The 17,587-nt window shown below is 65.2% G+C and carries 16 protein-coding genes and 1 other RNA gene; 13 read left to right on the top strand and 4 right to left on the bottom strand.

The window, feature by feature from the left end:
- The first annotated feature begins 6 nt into the window (after positions 1–6).
- Complete coding sequence (gene secF / locus AC1VVM_RS14250; protein ID WP_482904444.1) at positions 7–993, top strand: protein translocase subunit SecF; 987 nt, start codon at positions 7–9, stop codon at positions 991–993.
- Between the two features lie 84 nt (positions 994–1,077).
- Here the strand turns inward: secF and AC1VVM_RS14245 are convergent, their stop codons facing one another.
- A complete protein-coding gene (locus AC1VVM_RS14245) occupies positions 1,078–1,560 on the bottom strand; it encodes a DUF6456 domain-containing protein (RefSeq protein ID WP_482955255.1) in 483 nt (160 codons plus the stop codon).
- A gap of 91 nt (positions 1,561–1,651) precedes the next feature.
- Between AC1VVM_RS14245 and AC1VVM_RS14240 the strand changes: the two genes are divergently transcribed.
- Positions 1,652–2,224, top strand: a complete 573-nt coding sequence (locus tag AC1VVM_RS14240; protein ID WP_482955254.1) for a helix-turn-helix transcriptional regulator — start codon at positions 1,652–1,654, stop codon at positions 2,222–2,224.
- Positions 2,225–2,247: 23 nt separating this feature from the next.
- On the top strand, positions 2,248–3,474 hold the full coding sequence (locus AC1VVM_RS14235; protein WP_482955253.1) for a glycosyltransferase: 1,227 nt from the start codon (positions 2,248–2,250) through the stop codon (positions 3,472–3,474).
- A gap of 245 nt (positions 3,475–3,719) precedes the next feature.
- On the opposite strand, the gene AC1VVM_RS14230 is transcribed toward AC1VVM_RS14235, so the two are convergent.
- Entirely contained in the window at positions 3,720–5,501 is a 1,782-nt protein-coding gene (locus AC1VVM_RS14230; RefSeq protein WP_482955252.1) for an ABC-F family ATP-binding cassette domain-containing protein, read from the bottom strand.
- Between the two features lie 151 nt (positions 5,502–5,652).
- On the opposite strand from AC1VVM_RS14230, the gene AC1VVM_RS14225 reads away from it, so the two are divergent.
- From AC1VVM_RS14225 to AC1VVM_RS14210, 4 genes are all read left to right on the top strand, one after another.
- The gene (locus AC1VVM_RS14225) at positions 5,653–5,988 is read left to right on the top strand and encodes a PepSY domain-containing protein (RefSeq protein WP_132385685.1); all 336 of its coding nucleotides are present in this window, start codon (positions 5,653–5,655) and stop codon (positions 5,986–5,988) included.
- A gap of 129 nt (positions 5,989–6,117) precedes the next feature.
- Positions 6,118–6,795, top strand: coding sequence for a response regulator (locus AC1VVM_RS14220; protein ID WP_132385684.1), 678 nt, complete (start codon positions 6,118–6,120; stop codon positions 6,793–6,795).
- Positions 6,796–6,898: 103 nt separating this feature from the next.
- Positions 6,899–8,215 carry a sensor histidine kinase gene (locus AC1VVM_RS14215; RefSeq protein WP_243652415.1) on the top strand — a complete coding sequence of 439 codons (1,317 nt, stop codon included), beginning with the start codon at positions 6,899–6,901 and terminating at the stop codon, positions 8,213–8,215.
- Between the two features lie 103 nt (positions 8,216–8,318).
- Positions 8,319–8,522, top strand: coding sequence for a hypothetical protein (locus AC1VVM_RS14210; RefSeq protein ID WP_132385682.1), 204 nt, complete (start codon positions 8,319–8,321; stop codon positions 8,520–8,522).
- A gap of 89 nt (positions 8,523–8,611) precedes the next feature.
- Here AC1VVM_RS14210 and AC1VVM_RS14205 read toward each other — a convergent pair whose 3' ends face one another.
- On the bottom strand, positions 8,612–8,914 hold the full coding sequence (locus tag AC1VVM_RS14205) for a chorismate mutase (protein ID WP_132385681.1): 303 nt from the start codon (positions 8,912–8,914) through the stop codon (positions 8,612–8,614).
- 161 nt (positions 8,915–9,075) lie between these two features.
- Between AC1VVM_RS14205 and AC1VVM_RS14200 the strand changes: the two genes are divergently transcribed.
- The 3 genes from AC1VVM_RS14200 to AC1VVM_RS14190 all read left to right on the top strand — a co-directional run bounded on the left by AC1VVM_RS14200 (position 9,076) and on the right by AC1VVM_RS14190 (position 12,381).
- Entirely contained in the window at positions 9,076–10,092 is a 1,017-nt protein-coding gene (locus AC1VVM_RS14200) for a polyprenyl synthetase family protein (protein ID WP_132385680.1), read from the top strand.
- A gap of 321 nt (positions 10,093–10,413) precedes the next feature.
- Positions 10,414–11,490, top strand: coding sequence for a linear amide C-N hydrolase (locus AC1VVM_RS14195; RefSeq protein ID WP_482955251.1), 1,077 nt, complete (start codon positions 10,414–10,416; stop codon positions 11,488–11,490).
- A gap of 132 nt (positions 11,491–11,622) precedes the next feature.
- The gene (locus tag AC1VVM_RS14190) at positions 11,623–12,381 is read left to right on the top strand and encodes an energy transducer TonB (protein WP_132385678.1); all 759 of its coding nucleotides are present in this window, start codon (positions 11,623–11,625) and stop codon (positions 12,379–12,381) included.
- 22 nt (positions 12,382–12,403) lie between these two features.
- Here AC1VVM_RS14190 and AC1VVM_RS14185 read toward each other — a convergent pair whose 3' ends face one another.
- Complete coding sequence (locus AC1VVM_RS14185; RefSeq protein WP_482955250.1) at positions 12,404–14,362, bottom strand: putative bifunctional diguanylate cyclase/phosphodiesterase; 1,959 nt, start codon at positions 14,360–14,362, stop codon at positions 12,404–12,406.
- A 137-nt stretch (positions 14,363–14,499) separates the two neighbouring features.
- Here AC1VVM_RS14185 and hrpB point away from each other — a divergent pair, with 137 nt between their 5' ends.
- The 3 genes from hrpB to ffs all read left to right on the top strand — a co-directional run bounded on the left by hrpB (position 14,500) and on the right by ffs (position 17,523).
- The gene (gene hrpB / locus AC1VVM_RS14180; protein ID WP_482955249.1) at positions 14,500–16,953 is read left to right on the top strand and encodes an ATP-dependent helicase HrpB; all 2,454 of its coding nucleotides are present in this window, start codon (positions 14,500–14,502) and stop codon (positions 16,951–16,953) included.
- Between the two features lie 45 nt (positions 16,954–16,998).
- Positions 16,999–17,277: an ETC complex I subunit gene (locus tag AC1VVM_RS14175; protein WP_132385676.1), complete on the top strand. Its 279-nt coding sequence runs from the start codon at positions 16,999–17,001 to the stop codon at positions 17,275–17,277.
- 151 nt (positions 17,278–17,428) lie between these two features.
- Positions 17,429–17,523: signal recognition particle sRNA small type (ffs, locus tag AC1VVM_RS14170), an RNA gene on the top strand.
- Positions 17,524–17,587: the final 64 nt, after the last annotated feature.

Raw genomic sequence — 17,587 nt, 5'->3', positions numbered from 1 at the left:
GGACAGATGAAGCTCCTCAAGCTCGTTCCCGACCACACCAACATCCACTTCCTGCGGTGGCGGGTGCCGTTCTACGTCATGAGCCTTGTTCTCATGGCGGCCTCGATCGGCCTCGTCGTCACCAAGGGCCTCAATCTGGGCGTCGACTTCGTCGGCGGCCAGGTGATCCGCGTGACCTTTGCGGAGGGCACCAACGCCCCCGTCGAGGTGCTCAGCAAGGAGATCGACAAGCTGGGTTACGGCGAGCCGATCATCCAGCGCTTCGGCAAGCCGAACGAAATTTCGATCCGCATGAAGCTGCCGACCGGCGGAGACAAGAATCCGAAGCTGTCGGACGCCATGTCGCGCACGATCACCACCGACATCCGCTCGAACCACGCTGATGCCCGTATCGACGGCGTCGATTCGGTCACGGGCAAGGTCTCGGGTGAGCTTGGCCGCAGCGCCATGCTCGCACTCGGCCTCGCGGCGTTGGCGGTGGCGGCCTACATTTGGATCCGCTTCGAGTGGCAATTCGGTGTCGGCGCGCTGTTCAGCCTCGTGCACGACGTGACGCTGACGCTCGGCCTCTTCGCGATCACGCAGATGGAGTTCGACCTCAACATCGTCGCGGCCCTGCTGACGCTGATCGGTTACTCGCTGAACGACACCATCGTCGTCTACGACCGTATCCGGGAGAACATGAAGAAGTATCGCAAGATGCCGATGCCCGAGCTGCTCGACCTTTCGGTCAACGAGACGCTCGCCCGCACCATCGTCACTTCGCTGTCGATGCTGATCACGCTGGTTTCGTTGCTGCTGCTGGGCCCGGACGTGATCTTCGGCTTCACCGCCGCGATCGTGCTGGGCATCTTCGTTGGTACTTACAGTTCGATCTACATGGCCGCGCCGATCCTGATCTGGCTGGGCGTGAGCAGCGACAGCTTCGTCAAGACCGAGAGCGAGATCGACCGTCAGGAACGCCTCGCCCGCGAGCGCAGCGCGCGTCCCTGACGCCGTTTGCTGACTGACAGGAAAAGGGGCCGCTCCCGCAAGGGAACGGCCCCTTTTTCGTGCCCGAATGGTGCGCGGGCAGGGCTATTTTGCGATCCTGTAAAAGTCCGCCACCCGGTCAAGCGCGAGGCCGAGCACCAGCTTGCCGCTGCGCACTGGCCAGCCCAGCGTCTTTTCCGCAGTGGGCACTGTCTGGCCCGCGCAGACCACGCGCCACAGCACGTCGGCGAGCCCCGAACCGGCGGCAGCGATGGCGCTATCGAACCGCGCTTTGGCGGCAATCTGGCGCTCGCCGGGGGTGAGGTCCGTCCCGCCGCCACCGACGCGGACCGGGTCCCAGTGCATCGTCACGCGCGGCGAAAGCTGCGCGCGTTCCCAGTCAGCGCGCAGGAGTTCGCCGGCGGCGAACCGGCGGTCGCTCAAATGGCCACGGGCATGGAGCCAGGATAGCGAGGATTCGGCCAGATTGACGGTCACGCTGCGCGGCCCCCGCCGTCTGGGCGAATCGGCAGCGAGGCGGCCCGATCCCTCGCTTGTGAGCGGGCGTTCGACAAGATGCTGCTTCATGGCTTCCTCCAGAGTTTACAGAAGGCCGTAACTTGCCAAACTGGAGTGATTGTAGGAAAGAGAAAACCTAATTGGTTATTCCGAGGTGCCCGTGATCAACCGTATTCGTGACATCCGGCAGCAGAAAGGCCTTACTTTGGCGGATGTGGCCGCCGCCTGCCGTCCGGCGACGACGGCGCAGACCATCGGGCGGCTTGAAACCGGCACGCGGACGCTGTCGCTTGGCTGGATGAACCGCATCGCCGCCGCGCTTGAGGTGGAGCCTGAACTTCTGCTGCGTAGCGAAACGCGCGAACCGGCGATGATCGTCGCGGTCCTGACCGAAGCCGGGCCGGAAGCGCCGCACGCGCCGCGTGAAGCGGTGCCACCCCACGAACTCGCCGCCGAAGCGCCCTGGCTGGTGCTGGAAGTGGAGACCTCCTCGGGTGAGTACCGTGTGGGAGATCAGGTCTGGCTGCGCCAGCTGCCTCCGGGGCAGGCCGCGCGGGCGCTCAACCGCGATGTGCTGGTGCCGCGTCCCGTCGGGCGCTTCGCGTTCGGGCGGCTGATCGATTGTGACGGGGATCGCATCGCGCTGCTGCCTCCGGCCATCGGCCAGAGGCAAGTGCTGGTGGAACATCCGCAGTGGCTGGCGGTTGCGGAGATGCTGGTCAGAAAGCTCTAACTTCTCACGCGTAGGGGCACGTCATGCGCATCCTTTCGATAGCCACGCTGTTCCCCAACCCCGCGAAGCCGTCCTTCGGGATCTTCGTTGGTAACCAGATGCGCGCGGTGGTGGCCAACTGCGCCGTCGATCTCGTAATGGTGAGTCCGGTCGGTGTGCCGCCATGGCCGCTGTCGCGCCGCAAGCCCTACGATGCGCTGCGGGAGCTGCCTGAGGCGAGCGACGCTTCGGGCATTGAAGTGCTCTATCCGAAGTTCACGCTGATCCCGAAAATCGGCGGCGACAGTAATCCGGGGGGCATTGCCAAGGCGATCTTGCCTCTCGCGCGCCAGTTGCATGCCGAGCAGCCGTTCGACCTTGTCGATGCGCAGTTCTTCTTCCCCGACGGCCCCGCCGCCGCGATCGTGGCGCAGGAACTGGGCGTGCCACTGACGATCAAATCGCGCGGCGCCGATATCCATTACTGGGGGCAACGCCCGGCCGCGCTGGCGCAGATGCTCAAGGCGTCACGACAGGCGAGCGGCATGCTGGCGGTCAGCGAGGCGCTGCGCGAAGACATGATCGCGCTTGGCATGCCGGGCGATCGGATCGGCGTTCATTATACCGGCCTCGACCGTGAGCGTTTTCATCCCATCGAGCGCGGCGCGGCGCGGGCCTTGGTCTCGGCACTGCCGGATCTTGGTGTCTGGTCGGTGGGGCCGCTGCTGGTGACGCCGGGATCGCTGATCCCGCGAAAGGGCCAGCGGCTGGTGATCGAGGCGCTGGCGCATCTGCCGGGTGTGCGCCTTGCGCTGGCGGGCGTGGGCGCGGACGAAAAGGCATTGCGCGGGCTTGCCCATTCGCTCGGCGTTGCCGACCGTGTGCAGTTCCTCGGGCAGGTCGGTCACGATCTCCTGCCGCACTTGCTCTGCGCGGCCGATGTGCTGGTGCTGCCCTCGGCGAGCGAGGGGCTTGCCAATGTCTGGATCGAAGGGCTGGCCTGCGGCACCCCGATTGTCGTTCCCGACATCGGCGGCGCGCGCGAGGTGGTGAAGGACCCCAGCGCTGGCCGCCTTGCCGAACGCACGCCCGAGGCAATTGCCGAGGCGGTGCATGCCATTCTCGCCGACCCGCCGAGCCAAGAGCAGGTTTCGGCCAATGTCGCCCGCTTTTCATGGGGCGTGAATGCGCAGAACCTTGTACGCTTCTGGCGCGCGGTGCTGGACGGAAAGTCGCTCGAAGACGAGGGCGCCGCCGCGCTCACGGGGTAGATTTAAGCCTTGCCCGTAAAGCAGACCTGATTCCCGATCTGAAGGTGCACTCCAGCTGCAACCTCGTCATCCCCGCGAAGGCGGGGATCCCGCTTCTTTTGCGCTAGGCGCGAGGTCGCCAGAAAGCGGGGCCCCCGCCTTCGCGGGGGCGACGATGATGTGGGATTGGCAGTTCGACTTATATCCAGAGGGTGGGGCGTATGCATCTCCGGGCAGGAGATGCATATTCACCGCCGAACTCCGGATTAGCCCTCGACCTGCTCGGCCAGTTCCAGCCAGCGTTCCTCGGCCGCTTCCTTGTCGGCGCGCGCCTTGTCGATGGCGGCGGTGAGGCTGGCGAATTTCGCCGGATCGCGGGTGTAGAGCGCGGGGTCGGCCAGCGCCGCCTCGTCTCGGCCAATGGCCGCTTCCAGTTCCTCGATCTTCTTCGGCAGCAGTTCGTAGTCTCGCTGGTCCTTGTAGGACAGCTTGCCCTTCTTCGGCGGCGGCGGAGCGGCGGTATTGGTGCTCTCCTTCGCTTTGGCCTTGCCGGAGGCCGTGCGCTGGCGGCGCTTGGCTTCCCAGTCGGCATAGCCGCCCGCGATCACGTCGATATGGCCGGATCCGTCGAGCCCGAGGGTCACGTTGACAGTGCGATCGAGGAAGTCGCGGTCATGGCTGACGATCAGCACGGTGCCGTCGTAGTCCGAGATCACTTCCTGAAGCAGGTCGAGCGTTTCGAGGTCGAGGTCGTTGGTCGGTTCGTCCAGCACTAGCAGGTTCGACGTGCGCGCAAATTCGCGCGCGAACAGCAGGCGCGAACGCTCGCCGCCGGACAGCGTGCCCACTTTCGCCTCGACAAGGCCGGGATCGAACAGGAAGTCCTTGAGGTAGCCCTGGATGTGCTTGCGCACGCCGACCACGTCGATCCAGTCGCCACCTTCGGCCAGCACGTCGCGGATGCGCATTTCCGGGCTCATCCGGCTGCGCTGCTGGTCGATGACCGTGGCGTCGAGCGTCGCCGCGCGCGTTACCTTGCCCTCATCGGGCTGGATTTCACCCATCAGGATCTTGAGCAGCGTCGTCTTGCCCGAACCGTTGGCGCCGACCACGCCGATGCGGTCGCCGCGCTGGATGCGCAAGTTGAAGTCCTTGATGACCGTGCGGTCACCAAAGCGCTTGGTGACGTGTTCGGCAACGATAACCGACTTGGTCTTGCTGTCGTCCGCGACCACGGCAAGCTTGGCCGCGCCTTGCGGGCCCATCATCGAGGCGCGCTGCGCACGCATTTCCCAGAGCTTGGCAAGGCGGCCCTGATTGCGCTTGCGGCGCGCGGTGACGCCGCGTTCCAGCCAGTGCGCCTCGATCTTGAGCTTGGCGTCCAGCTTCTGCGCGGCGCGCGCTTCCTCGGCGTAAACTTCGTCTTCCCACGCCTCGTAGCCGCCGAAGCCGATGTCCCGGCGGCGCAGGCCTCCACGGTCCAGCCAGAGCGTCGCATTGGTCAGGCGGGTGAGGAAGGTACGGTCGTGGCTGATGACCACGAAAGCGCCGTTATAGCGCTGGAGCCAGGATTCCAGCCAGTCGATGGCGGCAAGGTCGAGGTGGTTGGTCGGCTCGTCCAGCAGCAGCAGGTCCGGCTCGGAGGCGAGGGCGCGGCACAGTGCGGCGCGGCGGCGCTCGCCGCCCGATGCGCTGCTGGCTTCGCGCGAAAGGTCGATGCCGAGCTGGTCGGCGATGGACTCCACCTCGTGGCGTGGCGGCGCGTCGTCGCCGTGGATCGCGAAATCGAGCAGGGTGTCGAAGCCGGTGAAGAACGGATCCTGCTCCAGCGTCACCACGCGTGTGCCGGGCTGGACCGAGCGCGTGCCCTTGTCGGCATCGACGATACCCGCGATCAGCTTCAGCAGCGTGGTCTTGCCCGCGCCGTTGCGGCCGATCAGGGCCAGCCGGTCACGGGGACCGATGTTGATGTCGATGTCCTGGAAGAGCCAGCCGTTGCCCTGGATGAGGCCGAGGCCTTCCCAGCTGAGAATAGGTGCAGTTGCCATGATGCCTGCGCCCTACAGGCAGGGGCAGGGGGCCGCAAGCGCGGCGGAAGCAATGTGAGCGTGGGATTCCTGCAACACATTTCAGTCGGTGCCGCCTTCGTGCCACATTCAGGACTTGTTCAAGCCCCGGTGCTTAGGCACCCACGACGTTATGAAACGCCTCGTCTCCTTTCTTGCAGTGCGCAGCGCTTTCCTGGGCGCAACTGTGATTGCCGCGTTTGCGCTGGTGGCGCCTTCGCTTTGCGCGCACGCCGCCGATCCGGGCGGAGAGCAGGGAGAGGCCCGCCGCGAGCGGAAGGCGGGCAACATCCTCTCGATCCGCCAGATCGAGCAGCTTGTCCTGCCGCGCATGGGGGCGATGCAATACCTCGGTCCCGAATACGATGCCGCCGCGATGGCGTATCGGCTCAAGTTCATCCAGAATGGAAAGGTCTATTTCGTCGATGTCGATGCCCGCACCGGCCGCGTGATCGGGCAATCCCGCTGATCGGATCCCGCCGATCGGGCGTGGTTATGCGCCCGGAAGGCTGGATCGCTTGACGCTTACCGGCTTTCACCCCATTTGCTTCATCCATTTCGTGGCCCATTTCAGGGCACCTCCGAGGGAGAGACCGATTTGCGCATCCTGATCGTCGAGGATGAACCTACGCTCGGCAACCAGCTCAAGACCACGCTGGAACAGACCGGCTACGCCGTCGATCTTTCGACCGATGGCGAGGACGGACATTTCCTGGGCTCGACCGAGGACTACGACGCGGTGATTCTCGACCTTGGCCTGCCCGAGATCGATGGATTGACCGTGCTCGGCATGTGGCGCCGCGAAGGGCGCGACTTCCCCGTGCTGGTGCTCACCGCCCGCGATTCCTGGTCAGACAAGGTGGCCGGGCTCGATGCCGGTGCCGACGACTACCTCGCCAAGCCGTTCCAGACCGAGGAACTGATTGCCCGCCTGCGCGCGCTGATTCGCCGCGCTTCCGGGAATACTTCCAGCGAACTGACGGCCGGCGACGTGCGGCTGGACACCCGTTCCGGCCGCGTCACACTGGCCGGCGAGCCGGTGAAGATGACCGCGCAGGAATACAAGCTGCTGTCCTACCTGATGCACCACAAGGGCAAGGTGGTCAGCCGCACCGAACTGATCGAGCATATCTACGATCAGGATTTCGACCGCGATTCGAACACGATCGAGGTCTTCGTCACGCGCATCCGCAAGAAGCTGGGTGCCGATGTCATCACGACGATCCGTGGCCTTGGCTACAGTCTCGACGATCCCGCCGAACCCGGCCGCGGCTGAGGCGCCGGCGGTGGCGAACACCGCCCCGCCCGAAGCCGTGCCCGAACCCGAGGCACGCGAAAGCTTCCCGCACGAGGCGCCTACCGGTTCGCTTGCCCGGCGCATGATGCTGATTGCGGCAGGATGGATTTCGATCCTCCTGCTGGTCGGCGGGCTGGCGCTCGACCACACGCTGACCGGGCTCGTCACGCGCAATTTCGACGAGCAACTGGGCTACATGCTGACCGGCATGATCGGTTCGGCGGAAATCGGCCCGGACGGAGAAGTCTTCTTCATCCGCCCGCTGGGCGACCAGCGCTTTCTTGAGCCGAATTCGGGCCTCTACTGGCAGATTCGCGGCAAAGGGCATGAGGATTTCCCCTCGCGCTCGCTGTGGGACCGCAGCCTCGACGTGCCGGCGGACCACTTCGACGCCCAGCCGCACGTCTATGATTCGCACCAGTTCCCGGGCGAGACGCTGCGCGTGATGGAGCGCTCGATCATCCTGCCGGGCAGCAATACCAAGTGGATGTTCACGGTCGCCGCCAGTCGTGTCGATCTGGACGAGCAGATCAAGATGATCCGGGCGATCCTGGTCTACAGCTTCGTCGCGCTTGGCTTCGGCCTGCTGCTGATGGCGGGGATGCAGACCTGGTACGGCCTGTTCCCGCTGCGCCACGTGCGCCGCGCGATCCAGAAGCTGCGTACCACTGGATCGGCCCGGGTTGCCGACCCGCTCCCGCGTGAGGTCGAGCCGCTAGTGGAAGAGCTCAATGCACTGCTCGAACACAACGAGCGTCAGGCCGAGGAAGCGCGTACCCATGCGGGCAATCTTGCTCATGCGCTGAAGACGCCGCTGACCGTGGTGATGAACGCGGCGACCGCGAAGGCGCCCGATCTCGCCGATACGGTGATTCGCGAGGCGGCGGTGATGCGCCGGCAGGTCGATCACCATCTGGCGCGGGCGAGGGCGGTGGGCCGCCGCGCCGTGGGACAGTCGCGCGCCGATGTCTGGCCAAGCCTTGAGGCCGTGCTGCGCGCGGTGGAGCGGCTCTACGATCAGGCCCGCTGCGATCTGGATGGCAATCACGCTGCCGTGGTCGCGCTGGAAAAGCAGGATCTAGAGGAAATCCTCGGCAACCTCATCGAGAACGCGGCCAAGTATGGCGGCGGCAGCGTGTTCGTCACAGTCGACGCCGAGCGCGATTCGCGCCTGTGCCAGATCTGGGTGGAGGATGACGGCATGGGCATTCCCGAGGCCGAGCGCATCCGCATCTTCGATCGCGGCGCGCGGCTCGATTCGGGCAAGCCCGGCACCGGCCTTGGCCTTGCCATCGTGCGCGACGTGGTGGAAATCTACGGCGGCAGCGTCGAACTGGACGAGAGCGAGGATCTCGGCGGCCTGCTTGTCAGGCTTTACCTGCCGCGTGCTATCGCCTGACATATTCCCGGCTTAAAATCCCGTGGAACCGGCGCTAACGACTGTTGCGGAACCAGCCGTTCGTCCCCATGGGCCCGGTTCACCTGATCGAGGATAACCCCCAATGACCGATTCCATCACGCTGACCGTATCCCCCGACGAGATCGAAATGATCGTCGATGCGCTGGAGGCCGACCTCGAAGGGTATGTCGAGGCCGCCAAGGAAGCGCGCGAGGACGGTAACAAGGAAGACCTGGAGACGTTCGCGGAAGCCGCAACGCGCATCCAGGCACTGATCACGCGCCTTCAGGACCTCGTCGAGGGCTGATGCAAGGCTGAGGGATGGCGCGAGATCGCGCCGTCCCTCAGGTATTGCCTGTCGTCAAATTCGCTTTCGGCGAATTTCCAAACCGAACCTCAGCCCGCTTTCGCGCGCTGGTGGTGGCGGATCACTTCATCGATGATGAAGCGGATGAACTTCTCGCCGAAGTCGGGGTCGAGCTGCGCGTCTTCGGCCAGCTTGCGCAGGCGGACGATCTGGCGCTCTTCCCGGCTGGGATCCGAGGCGGGAAGGTTCTTCTCGGCCTTGTAGGTGCCCACGGCCTGGGTGATCCGAAATCGCTCGGCGAGCATGTGGATCAGCGCGGCATCGATGTTGTCGATGCTGGCGCGGTAAGAGGCCAGAACGGGATCGGTGGCGGGAGGCGTGGTCTCGGTCATCGGGACGGTCCGCTAGCACGCCTCTGCGCGCTCTTCCAGTCCGGCCGCCAAACCGTCCTTTCGATGTGCCCCTCCGATCGGCGCCGCCAACCGTATTGTGCACCCGCGTTGTGGCATTCGCTCTTGCGTAAATGCTTGCAAGCGCGCAATGCGCCGAAACGATGAGTGCCGATGTCATACCCCTGCGCACGCGCGGATCGCAGCCTTCCCTCGCCCCCATGCTGGCGCTTACCGCGGCCGGCATGAACAGCGTGAATGCGGTCATTCTTGATCGCATGCAGAGCGAGATCCCGCTTATTCCGGCACTGGCCGGTCACCTGATTTCGGGTGGCGGCAAGCGCATGCGTCCGATGCTCACCGTCGCTGGGGCGGAACTCTGCGGCTATCAGGGCACGCGCCACCACAAGCTGGCGGCTTCGGTAGAGTTCATTCACACCGCCACGCTCCTGCATGACGACGTTGTCGACGGTTCGGACCTGCGGCGCGGCAAGGCGGCGGCGAATATCGTCTTCGGCAATCCGGCGACGGTTCTGGTGGGCGACTTCCTGTTCAGCCGCGCGTTCGAGCTGATGGTCGAAGACGGCAGCCTGAAGGTTCTCAAGATTCTGTCGAGCGCCAGCTCGATCATTGCCGAGGGCGAAGTCGATCAGCTGGTCGCCCAGCGCAAGATCGAGACGAGCGAGGAACACTACCTCCAGATCATCGGCTCCAAGACCGCCGCGCTCTTTGCGGCCGCGACCCGCATCGCCGCTGTCGTCGCCGAGAAGGGCGAGGCCGAGGAGCATGCGCTGGATGCCTATGGCCGCAACCTGGGCATTGCTTTCCAGCTTGTCGACGACGCCATCGACTACGATTCGGAGGCCTCCGAATCGGGCAAGGACAAGGGCGACGATTTCCGCGAAGGCAAGATGACGCTACCCGTCATCCTCGCCTATGCGCGCGGCACGGCCGAGGAACGCAAGTTCTGGGAAGAGGCTATCGCCGGCTTCCGCACCGAGGACGAAGACCTCGCGCACGCTGTCGAGCTGATCAATCGTCATGGCTGCGTCGAGGCGACACGTGAGCGTGCGCGGCTCTATGCGCAGCGCGCCATCGACGCCCTGTCTATCTTCCCCGCCGGTGCCGCGCGAGACGCCATGTGCGAGGCAGTCGAGTTCGCGGTAGCCCGCCGCTACTGATCGGGGCTTTCCCTTCGTAAAAGATTACGGCGCGCCCGGTCACCGGGCGCGCCGTTCGTTTATGCGCGCAAGACATGCGGGCAGGCGTGAAGTCGTTCGCGGCGCTGTTTGAAGTTCCCGGGGCGTATTCTATTGGTTTGATAGATCGGGAGATTGCCATTATCTTCCGGCCATTACGTATCCTGTGAAGGAGCGCGTTCGATGGTCTGGTCGTGCCGCGAGGCGGCGCCGTTTCCCGCCTCAGGCCCAGCCATGGCCCGCGCTCTCCGACTTGCGCTTCGATATCTTCCGTTCCCCCGATTTCGCGAAGAGGAGCCCCCTATGCCCTTCCTGACGACCGGATTCGTGCGCTCTGCCCGCATGCTGGCACTGCCGGCGCTACTCATGGCCGGCATGGCCGCCGATGCTTGTACCCGCGCCGTCTACCTCGGGCCGGATAACAATATCATCACCGCCCGCTCGATGGACTGGAAGAGCGACATCCTCTCCAACATGTGGATCCTGCCGCGCGGAATAGCGCGCAGTGGCGAGGCTGGACCCAATTCGATCAAGTGGACCTCGAAATACGGCAGCGTGATCGTCAGCGGCTACGACGTCTCGACCACCGACGGCGTCAACGAGAAGGGGCTTGAAGCGAACCTGCTCTGGCTCGCCGAATCCGAATATCCGCACTTCGACGCCAAGAGCAAACCCGGCCTGACCATCGCCGCCTGGGCCCAGTACATGCTCGACAACTTCGCGACAGTGGATGAGGCGGTGACCGCGCTTCAGAAAGAGCCGTTCACGATCGTCACCGACAATGTCCCGGGCGAGGATCGGCTGACCACCGTGCACCTCTCGCTTTCGGACGCGACGGGGGATAGCGCGATCATCGAATATATCGACGGCAAGCAGGTCATCCACCATTCGCGCGCCTATCAGGTGATGACCAATTCACCGATTTTCGAGCACCAACTCGCGCTCAATGCCTATTGGAAGGACATCGGCGGCACCGTCATGCTGCCGGGTACCAATCGCGCCGCCGATCGTTTTGCCCGCGCCTCGTTCTACATAAATGCGATTCCCAAGGCTGAAGACCCGAACAAGGCGCTTGCCTCGGTGTTCAGCGTGATTCGCAATGCCTCGGTGCCTTACGGCATCAACACGCCGGAGGAGCCGAACATTTCCTCCACCCGCTGGCGCACCGTGTTCGACCACAAGCGGCAGCTTTATTTCTTCGAATCCGCGCTGACGCCCAACACATTCTGGGTCGATCTCAAGAAGATCGATTTCTCGAAGGAGAGCGGGAAAGTGAAGACGCTCGATCTCGGACCGAACCAGGATCACACGTTCTCGGGTGAGGTGTCAGGCGACTTCGCGGAACACGCTCCCTTCCGTTTTCTGGGCATCAGCGGTTAGCCACCAAGCTCCGGCGTGAGGTGAGGCCAGGAAGCCACCCTGCGCCATTCGGGCAACACTTCAATGCTGCAATGAATCGGCAATAAACCTGCAATTGCCGCGCACCTTTGGCGCGTCTATCCAGACCCCGTTATGCCCCTTGATTCCGAGCTGGCTGCCACGGGTTATCAGCCCGGGTCGCCGCGCCAGCGCTTAGTCTCCTCGCTGCTTTCGGCAGCCATATTGGTGCTCGCGCTCTTGCTTGCGATCACCCAGACGGGATTTGTCCCGGCTCTGGTGAAGAAAACCGCTGCGCTGACCACGTTCGACGTCGTCAACCATGAGCGTGAAAAGGGCGGCAGCGAGCCGCAGAAGCAAAAGCAGAAGCAGGAAAAGCATACCGAGCACAAAACCTCGGTTCCGGTCGTGACGGAGAAGCCTGTCGAGCAGCCTGCGGCCGCGAAAAAGCAGGCTTTCACGTTCCTGCGTATGTCGAGCAACGATTTCGCGGCGGCGGACATCGGCAAGATGAAGGGCGAGTCGTCGGCTTCGGGCGATCAGGCTCCGGGCGGTTCCGGCGGCACTTACGGCCCCGGCGAAGGCCCGGGCGGCATGGTGCTCTACAATGCCGCGTGGTTCCACGAACCGACCGATGCCCAGCTTGCGGGTTACCTGCCGGACCATCGCCCGACCAGTGGATGGGGCGAGATCGCCTGCCAGACGCAGCCCCACTACAAGGTCGACAATTGCCAGATCCTGGCCGAATCGCCGCGTGGATCGGGCTTCGGGCGCGCGGTGCTCAATGCCGCCTGGCAGTTCGAGGTTCAGCCGCCGCGCATCAACGGCAAGGCGCAGATCGGCAGCTGGGTAAGGATCCGCATCACTTACAGCGAGCGGGGCATATCGTCCTGAGCCGCCCGGCGTTACCGGGCGCTCAGGCGACGCTGAACGCGCTCTTCCGCTCGGTGCCGAGGCGTTCGATCAGATCCTCCAGCCGCATCGGCATGCCCAGATGATAGCCCTGCGCCAGCGTGAAGCCGGCGATGCGGGCGCTCAGCATCTGCTCCTCGGTCTCGATACCCTCGATCACGCAGTCCAGCGAGAGCGAGCGGGCGAGGTTGCGGATGGCCGCGATCAGGCGGCGGCCGCGCGTCTCGTCAAGGCGAGGGGCGAAGCTGCGATCGATCTTGACCATGTCCAGCGGAAGCTGGTGCAGCGCGGAGAGGCTTGAATAGCCGGTTCCGAAATCGTCCAGTGCGATACGCGCGCCGGTTTCGCGCAGGCCTTCCAGCGCATCGCTGGCGCTGTCGAACTTGGCAATCAGCGAGGTTTCAGTGATCTCGAAGATCAGCCGCGAGGGCGCACCACCTGATCGCTCGATCAAGGCGATCAGCGCGGCCACGGTCTCGGCATCGGCAATGTCGTGGCCCGAGAGATTGAAGCACATGTGCATGGCCTCGGGCAGGCGGACGAGCGCGGCCAAGGCCTGCGTGAACAGCGCCAGCGTGACTTCGCGGGCGCGGCCGATGCGCTCCGCCGACGCGATCAGCATTTCCGGAGGCACGGCGCCGAGCGAGGGCGAAGTCCAGCGGGCGAGGCATTCCACGCCCATCGGCATGCGATTTTCGGTGGCGACGATCGGCTGGAACACCACCGAAAGCTCGCGCGCTAGGTCGGCCGTTTGCAGCGCCGCGTCGAGCGCCTGCTCGGTGCGGATCATGCCTTCGAGTTCGCTGGAAAAGCGCACGCACTGGCCGCGCTTTTCGTTCTTGGCGTGATAGAGCGCGAAGTCCGCACGGTCGAATAGAGCATCGGCGCTGCGGCCGCTGCCGGGGAAGTCGGCAAGGCCGGCCGAACAGCCAACCGCCACGACAAGGTCACCGACCCGCGCCGGACGTCGGATTTCGGTGCAGAGCTTCTGGGCAATCGCCTCGGCTTCCTCGGGCGAGCCTTTGACGATGATTCCGAACTCATCGCCGCCGAGGCGGGCAATGACCACATTTTCGGGGCAATCGGCGATCATGCGCTGGCCGAGCACTTGCAACAGGCGGTCGCCCTGGGCGTGGCCGTAGGTATCGTTGACCGGCTTGAAGCGGTCGAGATCGATCAGGCCGACGGAAAACCCCTCGGCGCTATCGGGATCGGCCAGCATGGCTTCAAGATGGCTGAAGAAGCGCCTGCGATTGGGCAGCCCGGTCAGGGCATCGGTTTCGGCCAGGCGCGCGTTCTCTGCGCCCAGCACTTGCGCCTGCCGCCGTTCGCTGGTGAGCGCGTGCTGCGTGGTTTCGAGAGCGACGAAGGAATCGTAAGTATCGCGCAGGATCTTCAGGATCACCGTGGCGACCAGTGTGATGTTCACGGCGATAGCTATCCGCACCAGCGGCCCCATGATGAGGCTGTAGGCAAGGAAGATCCCCAACACGAGCGTGCAGATCAGCAGGGCCGCGTTGGGAAGGAACGTCAGGCAGAAGACGCAGCCCAGCACCGTTACCGCGATGTAGATGGCGACATGGCCATGCTCGTAAGGCCCGCCGTACTGGTCCAGCACAAGCGCCCAGCCGACGAATGTCACTGCAATCACCACGGCAAGCCAGGTGGTGCGCCGCATCCGATATTCGGCCACGTCCGGATCGAAGTCCGCCGATGTGGTGGGGCGCAGCCACACGAGCATGCGCATCAGGCAGGCGGCGACGAGAATCGCGGGAACCGTCAGCGTCAGATAGCCCGGCGCCAGCGCCCGATGCGTAAAGGCCAGGATCGCGGCATTGACCGAAAGGAGCCCGTAAAGCGGCGGCACGCGTTCGCGCAGGCGCAAGTATTGCGCCACCGGCAAGGGATGTTGACCGGCTCTATAGGTCAGGTTGGGGGTATGATCGGGGTGTTGCAAAGTCATCGGCTCCGACAGCCACAGTTAGCTATCAATCGTTGAGGAAGAGTGGATGGCCGGACGAACCCGCTCCAAAATGGTTGCATTTACCCGTAATGGTAGCGGTCTGGCGAACCGTTCGATTGGCTTCTAAGGAAGCACGCGTGAGCGAACTCCCGATCCATGCCGTGCTACCCGAACTGCTGGCCGCCTTGCGTGCCGGGCCCCGCGCCGTCCTGATCGCGCCGCCCGGTGCGGGCAAAACGACCGCGCTGGCTCCTGCGCTGTTGGCTGAGCCGTGGTGCACGGGCACCGTGATCCTGCTTTCGCCGCGCCGTGTGGCGGCCCGCGCCGCCGCCGAGCGCATGGCCGCGCAGCTTGGCGAGCAGGCCGGTGAGACCATCGGTTATGTCACCCGCCTTGATGTCAAGCGCTCCGCACGCACACGGGTAGTGGTGATGACGGAGGCGATCTTCGTTGCCACGATCCTCTCCGATCCCGAGCTTCCCGGCGTATCGGCGGTGCTGTTCGATGAAGCGCACGAGCGCCATCTCGACAGCGATCTTGGCCTCGCGCTCGCCATCGAGGCAGGCGAAGTTTTGCGCGAAGACCTGCGGATCGTCGTCATGTCAGCCACCATCGACGGCGCGCGGTTCGCACGCTTGCTGGGGCCCGAAACGCCGGTGATCGAAAGCGAGGGCAAGGCCTGGCCGCTGGCCTTCCGCTGGCTTGGTGCGTCGCCCGCCTTGCGTATCGAGGAGGCGATGACTTCGGCCATTCTTGCTGCCTGGCGCGAGCAGGAGGGCGATATCCTCGCCTTCCTTCCCGGCGTCCGCGAGATCGAGCGCGTGGCCGAGCGGCTGACGGAGCGATTGCCGAACGTCCCGATCCTGCCGCTCCACGGCCAGTGCGAGCCCGCCGCCCAGCGGACCGCGATCCGCCGTGACGGTGAGGGCCGCCGCCGAATCGTGCTGGCCACGGCGATCGCGGAGACGTCGCTGACGCTCGACGGCGTTTCCGTCGTCGTTGACAGCGGCCTCTCGCGCCGGGCGGAGTTCGACAAGGCGGCGGGCGTCACCCGGCTCGCGACTCACCGTGCCAGCCGCGCCTCGGCCGCGCAGCGTTCGGGCCGTGCGGCGCGGCAAGGACCCGGCGTGGCCTATCGGCTGTGGGAAGAGGCCGCCCATGCGGGACGGCCGGAGTTCGATGCGCCCGAAATGCTCACCAGTGATCTGGCCCCGCTGACCCTCTCGCTGGCGCAGTGGGGCGCGGGAGATCCGGCGGCGATGGCCTGGCTGGACCTGCCGCCCGCGCCGTCGCTGGATGCCGCGCAGCGGCAACTCGAATCGCTCGGCGCGCTGGATGGGGAAGGGCGGATCACCGATTTCGGGCGCAAGGTTGCCAGCCTGCCGATGGACCCGGCGCAGGCGGCGATGATTCTGCGCGCTACCGAACTGGGCGCCGGAGGCACGGCCGCGAAGCTGGCGCTGCTGTTGCAGGAACGCGGGCTGGGCGGCCGCAGCGAGGATCTGGCGCAACGCCTGTCTCGCTGGAACGGGGATCGTGCGCCGCGTGCTGAAGCCTCGCGCAAGCTGGCGTCGGGCTGGGCCCGCCGTGCGCGCTCGTTGGTGGCCGAGGGCGGACAGGGTCAGGACGTGCCCCCCGGTGTCCTGCTCGCGCTCGGGCGACCGGACATGCTGGCCCGGCGCCGCGATGCCAGCGGAGAGAACTGGCTATCGGCGGGGGGCAGGGGCTACGTGCTGGATCCCGCCTCGCCGCTCGCCACGCGCGAATGGATGGTGATCGGCGATGCACAAGGGCAGGCGCGGGGCGCGCGAATCCTGTCGGGCGCGACGCTGGAGCCTGCCGAAGTCGAGCAATGGCTCTCTGAACGGATCGAGCGCCGCTCGGTGCTGCGCTGGAACGAATCGGAAGGGCGCGTGGAAGCGCGGCTGGAGCGCCGAATCGGGGCAATCACGTTAGCATCCGGCCCCGACCCGGCCCCCGATCCCGCCGCGATTTTTGCATTCCTGCTCGAACGCGTGCGCGAGAAGGGGCTCGATCTCGTGCCCTTCGGCAAGGGCGCTCACGCCTTGCTGCGGCGCGCGCGCTATGCGGGGATCGAGCCGCTGTCGGAGGCTGCGCTGCTGGCCGATCTCGACGACTGGCTTGGCCCGCTTCTCGGCCGCAGGCTCGACGCGGTGGACAAGGGCGCGCTTGCCGATGCCTTGCGAAACCGGCTCAACTGGGACGACCAGCAAAAGCTGGAGAAACTGGCGCCGCCGGAATTCCGCAGCCCCGCGGGCACCAGCCATGCCATTGACTATGAGGACGAGGGTGGGCCCAGCGTCGAGATTCGCGTGCAGGCGCTGTTCGGGCTCGACCGCCATCCCACGTTCGGCCAGCCGCCGCTGCCGCTTCTGCTCAAGCTGACGTCGCCCGCCGGGCGCCCGATCCAGACCACGCGCGACCTGCCGGGATTCTGGCGCGGATCGTGGCGCGATGTGCAGCGGGACATGAAAGGGCGCTATCCCCGGCACCGCTGGCCGGACGAGCCGTGGAACGAGGATCCCAGCCTGAAGACGCGAAATGCGTTCGAAGCATCGCGGGGCAAATGATTTGCGCTTGATTCTCGCCCCGATTCGACGGCAAAGCGCTTGCCCATGAGTGCACGCATCTATCAGCGCCCGAAGAACGCCATGCAGTCCGGCAAGGCACTGCTTGACCAGTGGGTTCTCGAATTCGCCGCCGCCGAGGCCAAGAAGCCCGATCCCCTGATGGGCTGGGCCGGTTCGGGCGACACGCAGCAGCAGGTCAGCCTGACGTTCCCGGACGTGGAGGCGGCCAAGGCCTATGCAGAGCGCTACGGCATCGAGGCAGAGGTCCATGTAACTCCGCCGCGCCGTCTCAAGATTCAGGCTTACGCCGACAACTTCCGCTGATCCATCGCGCTCCGGCGCGTTTTTTCGCAGCAAACGGCCCGCGTTCCCACATCAAGGGGGCGCGGGCCGTTGCCGTTCCGGCTTTGGAATTTCGGCCGGAACAAGTGCCGCAGGGGCTGGACAAACCCGAAGCGCGCCGCCATATGCCCGCCCGGGAGTCGGGTGGACGTTTGCGTTCGCCAATCTGGTCAGGTCCGGAAGGAAGCAGCCACAACGGATTGCGACGGGTCGCCCGGCTCCTTCAGCCAACATCGTGATGATACCTCAAACTGGCCTCTCAGGCCGCAGGACACCGTTCCTGCCGGTATCA

This window comes from Novosphingobium sp. BL-S-33 (genome assembly GCF_056857025.1).
Note: the sequence above shows the minus strand (reverse complement) of the source record. Positions and strands in the feature narration are given on the sequence as shown.